At 38.4% G+C, this 13123-nt stretch carries 12 protein-coding genes and 1 tRNA gene; 6 read left to right on the forward strand and 7 right to left on the reverse strand.

The annotated features are described in order from the left end of the window. Positions 1-782 precede the first annotated feature (782 nt). A complete protein-coding gene (gene lepA / locus ACFIJ9_RS00830; RefSeq protein ID WP_012754493.1) occupies positions 783-2588 on the forward strand; it encodes a translation elongation factor 4 in 1806 nt (601 codons plus the stop codon). 167 nt (positions 2589-2755) lie between these two features. Here the strand turns inward: lepA and ACFIJ9_RS00835 are convergent, their stop codons facing one another. Together ACFIJ9_RS00835 and dapD are read right to left on the reverse strand one after the other, a co-directional pair. Continuing rightward, a complete protein-coding gene (locus ACFIJ9_RS00835) occupies positions 2756-2926 on the reverse strand; it encodes a hypothetical protein (protein ID WP_375635403.1) in 171 nt (56 codons plus the stop codon). Positions 2927-3166: 240 nt separating this feature from the next. After that, the gene (gene dapD, locus ACFIJ9_RS00840) at positions 3167-4015 is read right to left on the reverse strand and encodes a 2,3,4,5-tetrahydropyridine-2,6-dicarboxylate N-succinyltransferase (protein ID WP_375635404.1); all 849 of its coding nucleotides are present in this window, start codon (positions 4013-4015) and stop codon (positions 3167-3169) included. A 106-nt stretch (positions 4016-4121) separates the two neighbouring features. On the opposite strand from dapD, the gene ACFIJ9_RS00845 reads away from it, so the two are divergent. Continuing rightward, positions 4122-4985, forward strand: coding sequence for an LOG family protein (locus ACFIJ9_RS00845; protein ID WP_375635405.1), 864 nt, complete (start codon positions 4122-4124; stop codon positions 4983-4985). Between the two features lie 32 nt (positions 4986-5017). Here ACFIJ9_RS00845 and truA read toward each other — a convergent pair whose 3' ends face one another. From truA to def, 3 genes are read right to left on the reverse strand one after another with little or no spacing between them, the layout of a single operon-like run. Continuing rightward, complete coding sequence (gene truA / locus ACFIJ9_RS00850) at positions 5018-5761, reverse strand: tRNA pseudouridine(38-40) synthase TruA (RefSeq protein WP_375635406.1); 744 nt, start codon at positions 5759-5761, stop codon at positions 5018-5020. A gap of 1 nt (position 5762) precedes the next feature. Beyond that, positions 5763-6692 carry a methionyl-tRNA formyltransferase gene (gene fmt / locus ACFIJ9_RS00855; RefSeq protein ID WP_375635407.1) on the reverse strand — a complete coding sequence of 310 codons (930 nt, stop codon included), beginning with the start codon at positions 6690-6692 and terminating at the stop codon, positions 5763-5765. Then, positions 6692-7228, reverse strand: coding sequence for a peptide deformylase (gene def / locus ACFIJ9_RS00860; RefSeq protein ID WP_375635408.1), 537 nt, complete (start codon positions 7226-7228; stop codon positions 6692-6694). The genes fmt and def overlap by 1 nt, the downstream gene beginning before the upstream one ends. A gap of 90 nt (positions 7229-7318) precedes the next feature. Here def and ACFIJ9_RS00865 point away from each other — a divergent pair, with 90 nt between their 5' ends. Both ACFIJ9_RS00865 and ACFIJ9_RS00870 read left to right on the forward strand, forming a co-directional pair. Then, complete coding sequence (locus tag ACFIJ9_RS00865) at positions 7319-8500, forward strand: DNA recombination protein RmuC (protein WP_375635409.1); 1182 nt, start codon at positions 7319-7321, stop codon at positions 8498-8500. Between the two features lie 111 nt (positions 8501-8611). Continuing rightward, on the forward strand, positions 8612-9199 hold the full coding sequence (locus ACFIJ9_RS00870) for a hypothetical protein (RefSeq protein ID WP_375635410.1): 588 nt from the start codon (positions 8612-8614) through the stop codon (positions 9197-9199). A 1186-nt stretch (positions 9200-10385) separates the two neighbouring features. On the opposite strand, the gene ACFIJ9_RS00875 is transcribed toward ACFIJ9_RS00870, so the two are convergent. Beyond that, positions 10386-10461 (reverse strand) — tRNA-Ala (locus ACFIJ9_RS00875). Positions 10462-10578: 117 nt separating this feature from the next. Further along, complete coding sequence (locus ACFIJ9_RS00880; RefSeq protein ID WP_375635411.1) at positions 10579-10959, reverse strand: TIGR02300 family protein; 381 nt, start codon at positions 10957-10959, stop codon at positions 10579-10581. A 187-nt stretch (positions 10960-11146) separates the two neighbouring features. Between ACFIJ9_RS00880 and aroA the strand changes: the two genes are divergently transcribed. Beyond that, positions 11147-12475: a 3-phosphoshikimate 1-carboxyvinyltransferase gene (aroA, locus tag ACFIJ9_RS00885; RefSeq protein ID WP_375635412.1), complete on the forward strand. Its 1329-nt coding sequence runs from the start codon at positions 11147-11149 to the stop codon at positions 12473-12475. Then, positions 12472-13119: a (d)CMP kinase gene (gene cmk / locus ACFIJ9_RS00890; protein ID WP_375635413.1), complete on the forward strand. Its 648-nt coding sequence runs from the start codon at positions 12472-12474 to the stop codon at positions 13117-13119. The genes aroA and cmk overlap by 4 nt, the downstream gene beginning before the upstream one ends. Positions 13120-13123: the final 4 nt, after the last annotated feature.

The raw sequence follows: 13123 nt of genomic DNA on the forward strand, positions 1-13123 counted from the left end.
TAAAATGAGAAAGGCTCGCGATATTCAGAGTTTTAATTTAAATTGAAAAACAATAAACGATCATTATAAATTAATGCATTATCCAATGAATCGAAGAGGATTGGTGTTTTTTATCTTTAATGGACGGAGGAAGGAGTTGTATAAAAAGTACATAAAAAGATCACTCAATAGAGCATATTTCTAAAGTTTTAAAAATTGAGAAGAAACTCCCTCGATATTCATGTTATTTTATATAAGATTGCTAAAAAAGCAGGTTATTGCGTATAAATAAAAAAGCACTTCCTGCGAATTTTATTGCAAGCTTAAGTGATATACACGCCCATCATATAAATATTATAACATATTGATTTATAATTAATATAGAATTATTCACATTGAATTAGAATCCTGAATACCGTAAAACTTTCTCACTTCAAATCGTTTTCATATTAAATCAATCCAAATCTACTTGCTTACACGTTACAAGAAGGTGGTCCATGTGGGTAAAAACTGTACAAGAAAGGCATATCTCTTATAAACTCTTTCAAGTGTAAAGGATTGTTGCAACATTGGAGGTTGGCAAAATGTGTGATGGTGCCGGTTTATCCAGCATATGAGTCATAAAATAAGATGTGAAAATATCATTTTAGTACCGTTGGATTTAATTTAGCAAATAAAAGCCTCATTTTTTAGGTTATGAAAAGTTGTGTTTTGAGAAGCTTTTTAGGTTTATATTCTTTTGATAGAAGCCGGAGCATAATTGGTCTTTGCGTTTTGTATTATTCTTTGCTAAATCGCCTTATATGACAATAGATCGTAATTATATTCGTAATTTTTCCATCGTGGCGCATATTGATCACGGCAAATCCACTTTAGCTGATCGTTTGATTCAAATAACAGGTGGACTTGATACACGTGAGATGAAAGAACAAGTACTCGATTCCATGGATATTGAGCGTGAACGTGGAATTACTATTAAAGCACAAACGGTACGTTTACACTATAAGGCAAAGAATGGTGAAACCTATATTTTAAATCTTATGGATACACCTGGTCATGTGGATTTTGCTTATGAGGTTTCGCGTTCATTGGCAGCTTGTGAAGGTTCTCTGTTGGTGGTGGATGCAAGCCAAGGTGTAGAGGCGCAGACGTTAGCAAATGTTTATCAAGCCATTGATAATTCCCATGAGTTGGTTGTTGTACTCAATAAAGTTGATCTTCCAGCAGCAGAACCTGAGCGTGTTAAAGAACAAATTGAAGATGTGATAGGCATTGATACATCTCAAGCAGTAGAAATATCAGCAAAAACAGGTTTGGGTGTTCCTGATGTTTTGGAGGCAATTGTTACACAATTACCACCTCCACATACAGGCGATGTTGCAAATCCCTTGAAAGCAATGTTGGTTGATAGCTGGTATGATGCATATCTTGGTGTCATTGTTTTGGTACGAGTGATAGATGGTATTTTAAAAAAAGGCCAAACCATTCGTATGATGGGTACGGGAGCAAAATATCCAGTTGAGCGCGTTGGGGTGTTTACACCTAAAATGGTACAAGTTGATGAGTTAGGACCAGGCGAGATTGGTTTTATCACTGCCTCTATCAAAGAAGTAGCAGATACACGGGTTGGGGATACGATTACTGAAGAGCGCCGTCCTTGTGAAAATGCTTTGCCTGGTTTTAAGCCGGCGCAACCAGTTGTATTTTGTGGTCTTTTTCCAATTGATGCTGCCGATTTTGATGATTTACGTGCAGCCATGGGCAAATTACGCTTAAATGATGCGAGTTTTTCTTTTGAAATGGAAACATCCGCGGCTTTGGGATTTGGTTTTCGCTGTGGCTTTTTGGGACTTCTTCATCTTGAAATTATTCAAGAGCGATTAGAGCGTGAGTTTAATTTGGATTTAATCGCGACTGCACCTTCGGTTGTTTATCGCATGAATATGAATGATGGTTCTGTTAAAGAGTTGCACAATCCAGCGGATATGCCTGATGTGGTTAAAATTTCTTCAATCGAAGAACCATGGATTCGGGCGACAATCATGACTCCTGATAATTATCTTGGGTCAATTTTAGAGCTATGCCAAGAGCGGCGGGGGATACAAGCTGGTTTGTCCTATGTTGGAACCCGTGCTATGGTAACGTACGATTTACCACTGAATGAAGTTGTTTTTGATTTTTATGATCGGCTAAAATCAATCTCAAAGGGTTATGCTTCTTTTGATTATCAGATGGCAGATTATGCAGAAGGGGATTTAGTTAAAATGTCTATTTTGGTAAATGGAGAGTCTATAGATGCATTGTCTATGCTTGTGCACCGCACGATTGCAGAAAAGCGCGGGCGTTCCATGTGTGAAAAGCTGAAAGATCTTATTCCCCAGCATATGTTTCAGATTCCAGTTCAAGCGGCTATTGGTGGTAAAGTTATAGCGCGCGAAACAATTCGTGCTTTGCGTAAAGATGTAACAGCGAAATGTTACGGGGGTGATGTCACGCGTAAGCGCAAACTTTTGGAAAAGCAAAAAGAAGGCAAAAAGCGGATGCGTCAATTTGGAAAAGTAGAAATTCCACAATCGGCATTTATTCAAGCACTCAAAATGAACAAATAATGAAAAAAGGAGTATTTCTCTTATTGATTGCGCTTTTGCTTTTATTAATTGATTCAGGTGCTTAAAGAACACTTTTAAATAGAATTGCGCTGTGCTTCATGTTTTTGTGTATTGCGTAATGATGTCATGCTTCTCACGTAAAACAGAATGCTTTAAACGAAATACATTTATGTTGCATATTGGTGTGCTTGTTTTAGTGAATCATCACTCAATGCATCAAATTCCATTTCACAATGGAGGCTGTGAAAAATATAAAGTAACATACACTGTGAATGATATAAAATCCATTTGGCATCACCGTCTTTACGCGTCATAAAGGTGCAAAGCGCATCTATCATACTCTTTTTTAGCTCAAAATATTATGACAGTCCTTATCATTTGAGAGAATTTTCATTAAAAATATTTTTACTCTTTTCTTAAAGTGTCTCTTGCCCACACACCAACTGCGTTTGTAACACGCAAGGAAATGATAGTGATTAGATTCACTATGAAAGGATTTGAAATGAGAGAATTTTTGTATTCGAGGTTATTATTCAAGTAAAAAAACGATGAAATATTATTGTGAATTAATCTTGTGTCTAAGAACGTAAAAGATCATTAATGGATGTTTTTTCTCGTGTTTTTTGATCAACGCGTTTTACAATAACAGCACAATAAAGGCTTGGTCCTGCTTCACCATTTGGTAAAGGTTTTCCAGGGAAACAACCTGGCACAACCACTGAATAGGCTGGTACTTCACCGATAAAAATTTCACCTGTTGTACGATCAATAATCTTTGTAGATTTTCCAATAAAGACTCCCATTCCCAAAACAGCACCTTCACGGATAATACAGCCTTCAACAATTTCAGAGCGAGCACCGATAAAGCAGTGATCTTCAATGATTGTTGGGTTTGCTTGCAGTGGTTCCAAAACACCTCCAATACCAACACCGCCAGAAAGATGGACATGTTTACCAATTTGTGCACAAGAACCAACGGTGGTCCATGTATCAACCATTGTACCCTCATCGACAAAAGCACCAAGATTAACAAAGGATGGCATCAATATAACGTTGGGTGCAATGTAAGCAGAATGACGTACAATGGCTCCAGGAACGGAACGGAAAGCAGCACTTTTAAAATCGGTCTCTTGCCAACCAGAGAATTTTGAAGGAACTTTATCCCACCAATGTGTTCCATTGATTCCACCAGTAATAATTTGCATAGGATTAAGCCGAAAAGAGAGCAAAACCGCTTTTTTCAACCATTGATGAACATGCCATTGTCCATTTTTTTGTCGTTCTGCAACACGGATTTCACCGTTATCAAGAAGGTTCAATGTATGTTCGACACTCTCACGGATTTCGCCTTTTGTGGTAGTATCGATAGAATCGCGATCGTCAAAAGCTTGTTGAATAATCATTTCAAGTTGTGTGAGATGGGGCATGACGAGAGTTCCGTTAAACAAGTTGAAAGCTTCAAGGTTTATTCTCTATGAACTACGCGAAGAAATGTGTTCAGTCAATAAAACGATGAGGAAGTAGGACAGGTGCATGAAAAAAGGCTGTAAAGAAAAAAGAAAAGGAGAACAAGAAAATTGGACACCACTTCTCCATACGAAGGATGCTCTACAACAAATACATAAAATCTCTAATTCAGCACAAATGCGTTCGTCTACTTATCGTTTAGCCTATATCGATCAAGATTTTATGATGCGTCCAGAGTTGCGCTCACAACGTATTGGTCTTGAATTTTTAAAGCCGGAAATAACCCTTAAAGAATATGATATTCAATCAACAGTTGTTTTGTTTGGTGGTGCGCGTATTCCTGAATCTGGGCAAGCGGCGTGGGCTGCAAAAAATGAAATACAAAAGAAAAATTTGCGTGCTATGTCACATTATTACGATGAAGCGAGAGAATTTGCGCGTTTGTGCTCATTTTATTCTGCTACGACAGAATATCGTGAATTTGTGGTTGTTACGGGGGGCGGACCAGGAATTATGGAGGCGGGAAATCGTGGTGCTTGTGATGTTGGTGCCCCAACGATTGGTTTGAATATTATTTTACCACATGAGCAGGAACCTAATTCGTATGTGTCGCCGCATTTGTGTTTCAATTTTCATTATTTGGGGATGCGCAAAATGCATTTTTTAGTACGAGCGAAAGCATTAGCTATCTTCCCTGGAGGATTTGGGACTCTGGATGAATTGTTTGAGACGTTAACTTTAGTACAGACGGGGCGTATGAAACAGGTACCAATTTTATTGTTTGGCAAAGAATTTTGGAGCAATACTATCAATTTTGAGTATCTATCTGAACAAGGTACAATTTCTCCTACTGATGTTAATTTTGTGAAATTTGTCAATACAGCAGCAGAAGCTTTTGAAGAAATTCGTTCTTTTTATAAACTGCCTTAATGACTTTTAAGACGTTCACTCTTGAAGGATAATTAATACTCTACTTTGGTTAAATAAAGTCCTGAAGGAGGAGCAACAACACCACAATGTTTACGATCTTTAGCATGAAGAGCTGCTTCGAGATCTTGAGCTGTCCAACGTCCAATACCCACTTCCATGAGGCTTCCTGCGAATGAACGGATTTGATGATGAAGAAAAGAACGGGCTTGCGCATAAAGGAAAATTTCTTCACCTTCTCTTTGAATATCGAGGCGGTCAAGGGTGCGAATAGGGCTTTTTGCTTGGCAATGTGCGGAACGGAAAGTGGTAAAATCATGTTTTCCTACAAGCTTTTGAGCAGCTTCATGCATGGCTTCAGCATTAAGAGGCTTTGGCAACCACCACACGCGTTTGGCATTTAAGGCTGGTGGAGAGCGACGATTAAGAATTTTAAAAAGATAATGGCGTTTTACAGCGGAAAATCGTGCATCAAAGTCATCAGGGACATTTTGTACGTTTAAGATTGAAATCGCTTCTCCCTGTTTACGTAAAAGAGCATTGAGCGCATCACGTACAGTATGGGGATGCCAGTTTTTTATGAAATCAACATGCGCAACTTGTCCCGTAGCGTGTACGCCCGCATCGGTTCTTCCTGCTGTTGTTATGGTCAATTGTTGTCCACTAAAGGAAAAGAGTACCTTTTCAAGAGCTCCTTGTACAGTGTGAAGTTTTACTTGACGCTGCCAACCAGCATAATTTGAACCATCATATTCAAGAGTGAGTTTAAAACGTGGCATCTTAAAAAACAGCAGAAATATAAGCACCTCGTAAAAAGGTTGCGCTATCAAGGACTTTACCACCCGATCTTTGGAGAGAGGTTATTTCTATCCGCCCTTGTCCACAATGGACAATCAAAGAATCTGGTTCGATCCGTCCAATTTCAAGAGAAGGACCTGTTGTTAAGCGACTATCAAGAATTTTTACACGTTCTTCTCGTCCCCCAATATTCATATTGCACCAGCAACCAGGAGAAGGAGAGAGCGCGCGAATATGCCTCTGAATAAATTCTGCAGGTTTTGTCCAATCAATGCGGGTCTCTTCCTTTTTGATTTTGGCAGCATAGGTGATGCCTTCCTCTGATTGTGGGGTTAGTTTAAGTTGGTCTTTTTCAAGAGTTGATAGGGTTTCTATCATAAGTTCTGCGCCAATATGTGAAAGTTTGTTTGAAAGCTCAGCAGTGGTGGTGTTATCAGTAATGGGGATGGAGCGAGAAAGAGCGATAGGTCCCGTATCAAGTCCTTCATCCATTTTCATGATCATGATACCTGTTTCTTTATCGCCAGCCATAATTGCACGCTGAATAGGTGCAGCACCACGCCAGCGTGGTAAGAGTGAAGCGTGGGCATTAAAACAACCAAAACGGGGTGTTTCAAGAATAGCTTTGGGTAAAAGGAGTCCATAGGCAACAACAACAGCAACATCAACAGAAAGTGCTGCAAATTGCTCCTGTTGTTCGATTGTTTTGAGTGTTTGTGGCGTAAAGATGGGAATAGATTTCTCTTTTGCTACATTGTGAACAGGTGAGGGGATTAATTTAAGTCCTCGACGTCCTGCTGGGCGAGGGGGTTGACTATAAACAGCAACAACATCATGACCTGCATCCAATAAAGCACGTAAAATAGGAACAGAAAAATCTGGTGTCCCCATAAAACTTAATCGTAAAGCCATTACAAAACTGCTTCCTGCATGTTTTTTTCTTTTGCGCGTTTTTTAAATTTTCGTATCACCATATCGCGTTTGATCTTTGAAATGTAATCAATAAAAAGGCGCCCATTTAAATGATCAATTTCATGCTGCAAGCAAGTTGCCAAGAGATCGTCTGCTTCAATTTCTGTTTGTTTTCCTTCACGGTTCTGGTAGCGAACACAAAGGCGTTTAGGACGTTCAACCTCTGCAAAATAGTCAGGAATAGAAAGACAACCTTCTTTATAAATATTACGCTCATCTGAAAGCCATAAAATTTCAGGGTTGATAATAACAAATGGTTTTTTCTGCTCATCTTCAGAATTTCCAGAGACATCTATAACCAACATACGTAGCGGTATACCAATTTGAATAGCAGCAAGACCAACGCCCTTAGCACTATACATGGTTTCCAACATATCATCCGCAAGTTTTTGAAGAGCTGAATCGACCTGATCAACGGGCTTGGACACTTCCCGTAAAATCGGATCAGGTAAAGTAACTAAAGATCTCATTGGCATAAGTAGAGATTAATCAATGGTTTGTTATTGGTCAATATTGAATAACGGATTCTTGCGTTTTTTTACAATAAGAGCGTTATATTACAATTTATGTTTGATTCGTTTTTTTCCATACTCGCTGGAGAGTTTTTTTCTAAACTAATGCTTTTGCTTTTATTTATACTTGTTTGTTGGGCATTTTTTATGTTGATACATTCTCATCGAAAAAAAGCATTTTTGGAAAATGAAATTGCTGAACGCGCACGTGAGGCACAAATGCAGATGGCTACCTTGCTGAAAACACAAGCTGAAATGCAAGGGAGAATGCAAACGATGGCGGAAATTTTTGGTCAACGGCAGGCTGAATTGAATAAATCACTCAGTGAGCAACTCAATGGGATGACAACAAGCTTAGGCCAAACACTTCAGGTACAGACCAAATCCACTTATGAAAATTTGAATCGTTTGCAAGAGCGTTTAGCAGTGATTGACGCGGCACAAAATAATATTCAATCGCTTACGGGACAAGTTGTTCAGTTGCAGTCCATTTTAAGCAATAAGCAGACACGTGGTACTTTCGGTCAGGGGCGGATGGAAGCAATTATTGCCGATGCCTTACCAACAAATGCTTATGTTTTTCAGGCTGTTCTTTCCAATGGAAAACGCCCAGATTGTCTCATTCATATGCCCAATAAAGCCCCTTCTCTTGTTGTTGATGCTAAATTCCCTCTGGAGGCTTGGAATGCTATGCGTAAGGCAGAATCAGCGCAAGAGCGTCAAGAGGCAGAACGCCAATTTCGTACCGATATGGAAGTCCATATTCGTGATATTGCACAAAAATATTTGATTCCTGGAGAAACCCATGACACTGCTTTCCTTTTTGTGCCATCTGAATCGATTTTTGCAACAATTTATGAGGACTTTGAGGCATTGGTACAAAAATCCAATAGAGCTCATGTGATTATTGTTTCACCATCTTTGTTGATGCTCTCTGTCCAAGTGGTACAAACCATTATGAAAGATGCACGGATGCGTGAACAAGCGCACTTAATTCAATCAGAAGTAGCAAAATTGATGGAAGATTTTGGACGAATGGATATACGTGTTCGTGCGTTACAGAAGCACTTTCACAAAGCAGGTGAAGATATAGAGGGAATTTTGATATCGTCTTCCAAAATTATGAAACGGGCAAATCGCATTGAAACTGTCGAATTAAAAGAGAATCATTCTGAACCAACAAAAATGACAACATTGGCTCAGTCGCAAACATTGCGTTTTGCTGACGAGGAATAAAGCAAAGCAAGCTTCTTAAATATCACAAGTCAGATCATGTTCTTTATTGATTGGTAATATTTTTTTAGTATCTCTATCTTGTTTTATTTCTTAAACGAGAGGAATAGGAATATGCGACACCTTTTGTTTTTAGGGGCACTGGTGTTTCTGCTAGATGGGTGTGCAACAACCACTCCCATACACACGAACAATGCGTGTGCTATTTTAGCACAAAAAAATGGTTTTTTTGACAATTGGGGTAAGGCTTCTAAACGTGCAGAAATGCGCTATGGGATTCCTATGTCTATTATTCTTGCAACCATTAATATGGAATCGAGTTTTCGTCACAATGCACGTCCTCCACGTAAAAAACTACTTGGTTTTATTCCATGGAAGCGTCAATCGACAGCCTATGGTTATTCTCAAGCGCTTGACAGTACATGGGCAATGTATCTTCGCTCTACGGGCAGATCTTTTGCATGGCGTACGAATTTTGCAGATTCTGCTGATTTTATTGCTTGGTACCATCGCCAAAGTGTTCAACGCAATGGGGTGAGATTTGATGATGCATATAGCCTTTATTTAAATTATCATATGGGACATGGTGCTTATGCGCGTAGTGGCGGGCATGTCTCTGCGGCACTTTCACAGGCAGCACAGCGCATGGCAAGGATATCGAGGCTCTATGAACAGCAATTAAAGAGATGTGGATGGCGTTAGGGAAGATTTTTGAAAATCTCAATTAGAGAATTGTTTTGGTAAAATTATTTGAGAGCCAAATTTCTTATGGCGTGATAAGGCTGTATCGTTTTTCTGATTGTTAAATGAAATAAATTGTTATTTTTTAGAATAAACCAAAGAGACAGAAAGCTTTTGCAATGCACAATATTTTGAGAGCACTCTCAATATTTTTACCTCTGTTGTTTAAAAAATTTACAATGAAAACTATCTTCTATTTGGTTCTGACATTTCTCACAGGGCTAAGTACCAGAGATTATTGAATAAAAATTTTAAAATTTAATATTATTTTTTATTTTCATTATGCGTATTGCTGACTGATTATTACATGAATATTTTCTTTGTTAGCGTATAAAAGAGCAATCAAAAGAAATGCAATTCGAGCATCATATTAAAGTAAGAATCTCGAATGGCGTAGGGTTTTATCATTTCAGATCTCTTGAGGTTGAATCAATAAAAACCATTGGCTTGCACATAACAAGCGCAATTGGCATGTGGATAAAAACTGTGAAAGAAAAGACTAAAAATGTTTCTTATGAACATTCTCAAATGTAAGAATTATTGGCAACATTGGGAATTAGCACATATAATGATGGCGCACGTCGCTTTCACACCTCAACCTTTTTTGTGACGTGCAAGAAAACAAAATTAATTGATTCAATATGTTATTTGAGCGTTAATACACCTTAGTATTGAGTAGGTAGATGCTACTCAAAGTAGGCAATTTTTTAATTGGCAGGACATTTGATCAAGCTAAAAATACTCGAAAAAAGTTCTGATTCGCAATAATTGAGAAGAATATTTTAATATTTTATTCCCTCATCTTTGTTTAGGTACTTCGTACCTTTTAAAAAGATATCGATAACCAACATATTATGATTTTGTGGAAATATTGTGATAAAGGTAATTCAAATTTTGTCCTTTAAAACAAGGCGTAAGTTAAACAGCTCTTTTTCTGTTTCTGTGCAAAGCATAAAAAATTATCTACTTTCACGGTTACGACAGTAAAATTTTATAATCCAACAAATGATTAAAAACGTGTTATAATACCGCTAAAATGCAAGCAACAGGCGCTATTGGAATGATGATTAATAGCGCATAAACCTTTTAAATTGATGCACACATTCTCTATTATAATTGATTCCCTTGATAGAATAGCTGGTCCTTTTGGTGGAGCTAAGCGGGATCGAACCGCTGACCTCTTGCATGCCATGCAAGCGCTCTCCCAGCTGAGCTATAGCCCCTATAAAAACAATTTTTCCCAAAAGGAAAGTATACAGTTTCAGCTTTTCTAGAACGATCAAAATTGAAGATCAAGAAGAATTTACATTCAATGGAAAAGATGTCCTCTTTTACTTCTCTTAAGCATCGTCATCATTAGAAACACCGCCTCCGAGAATATCAGTAACGTCATCATCTTCATCGTCATCATCATGAGATAAAAATGTATCATCGTCATCACCAAGATCTACATCACTATCTTCTAAATCAGGAAGATCGTCATCTTTAGAATCCTCATCATCCTCTTCAAGAAGCATAAAAGCAGATTTTTCAAGTGCTGTATCAAGCTCTTCAGTATCAACGTCTTCTTCATTGTTTGCCTCAGCTGCTGCAACTTCAAAGTAAGAACGCGGATAAGAAATTCCTGTATAGGGCGACACAATAGGATCGCGATTTAGATCGTAAAATTTTTTTCCCGTTTCTGGATCAACACGTTTAGTTCCAAGTTCTTTTTTTGCCATAAACCGTGCCTCTTTGATTAACTATTATTCCATTAAAAGATAAATTCTATGGTGCTTAATCGAAAAATAATGCCTTTGTCAAAGATAAATACACCGTTTCACAGTGATTTTTTCATGACGTCTTTTAAAGCATGTGCTAAAGGATGCACAATTTCATAAAAGTTAGATAGAATTAAATAGAATTTCCATGCAAAAAGCAATCCCTATAACCACCTATAAATCGAGTAGTCTCTCTGGAAAAATTAAAATACCAGGAGATAAATCAATCTCTCATCGCTCTCTTATATTGGGAGGATTAGCAAGTGGTGAGACACATATTCATGGATTACTTGAAAGCGCTGATGTACTCAATACAGCTGCTGCTATGCAAGCTATGGGTGCCTGTATTATTAAAAAAGATGGCTTATGGACCATACGAGGAACAGGGAATGGTTGCCTTTTAGCTGCACAAAAACCTTTAGACTTTGGAAACGCTGGAACAGGTGCTCGTTTGGTTATGGGAATGGTTGGTCCATATCATATGAAAACAACCTTTATTGGTGATGCTTCTCTCTCTAAACGTCCAATGGGACGTATCCTTGATCCACTGCGTCTCATGGGGGTTGAAATTGAAGCAACGCACGACGATCACCTTCCTTTAACGCTTTATGGTCCGAAAATGGCTAATCCGATTCGTTACCGTGTTCCAATAGCTTCCTCCCAAATTAAATCAGCAGTCCTGCTTGCTGGACTCAATACCGCCGGCATTACAACTGTTATTGAACCAGTTCTGACACGAGACCATACGGAAAAAATGTTAAAAGCATTCGGTGCACAACTTGAAATAGAAAAAGATAATGAAGGTGCGCGTTTGATTCATCTTAACGGTCAACCCCATCTTACTGGACAAACGATTCATATTCCGGGTGATCCTTCTTCTGCTGCTTTTCTAATTATCGCAGCCCTTCTTGTAGAAGACTCTGATATCACCATTGAAAATGTTTTGATAAATAACTCTCGAATAGGACTTATCGAAACATTGAGGGAAATGGGTGCTCAAATTGAATTTTTGAACCGACGTCAAACAGGTGGAGAGGATGTTGCTGATCTACGGATAAAATCATCGGTTCTTAGAGGTGTTACGGTGCCCAAAGAACGTGCTCCATCAATGATTGATGAATATCCTGCTTTGGCAGTAGCAGCAGCCTTTGCAGAAGGCAAAACAGTGATGTTAGGAATTGAAGAATTGCGTGTAAAAGAATCAGATCGACTGTCTGCTGTTGCTCAAGGACTCGAAATTAATTGCGTAGACTGTGAAGAAGGTCAAGATTTTCTTATTGTTTATGGGAAAGGTTCTGCCAAAGGTTTGGGTGGTGGACATGTCTCCACACATCTTGATCATCGAATTGCTATGTGTTTTCTCATTTTTGGGCTTATATCAGAAAAACCTGTTACCATTGATGATAAACGAATGATCGCTACGAGCTTTCCAGAATTTATTCCTTTTATAAAACAACTTGGGGGGAAAATTGCTTGAAGCCTTTTGTTATTGCCATTGATGGACCTGCAGCCTCAGGCAAAGGAACCTTAGCACGCAAAATTGCTGCACATTATCGTCTTCGCCATCTCGATACGGGTCTTACTTATCGTAGTGTTGCTCATACGCTTTTACAACAAAATTTAGCTCTTAATGATGAAAAAAATGCTATTATTTATGCTAAAGAACTTGATTTTAATACCTTAAATCCTGCCCTTCTTTCTTCTCATGAACTTGGTGAAGCGGCTTCAAAAATAGCGATTAACCCTGCTGTACGCAAAATTCTTGTCGAAAAACAACGCAACTTTGCTAAAGTTTTGCCTGGCTGTGTGCTTGATGGACGTGATATCGGAACTATTGTTTGTCCTGATGCCGATATCAAGTTTTATGTTTTAGCCAATGTTCAAACGCGCGCCAAACGTCGCTACCAGGAGATTTTAAAAAAGGGGGTTCAAGCAAATTATCATGAAATCCTAGCTCAACTTGAACAGCGCGACAGTCGCGATATAACCCGTAAACAAAGTCCACTAAAACCAGCAAAAAACGCCCACTTGCTTGATACGTCAGAATTGAGTATAGAAGCAACATTTGAAATTGCATGTAGTTTTATTGATCCAATCATAAAAATGCATATAATTGGATAAATTC

It is taken from the genome of Bartonella sp. MR90HLJMH, from assembly GCF_042194115.1.
Taxonomy (GTDB): Bacteria; Pseudomonadota; Alphaproteobacteria; order Rhizobiales; family Rhizobiaceae; genus Bartonella; species Bartonella grahamii.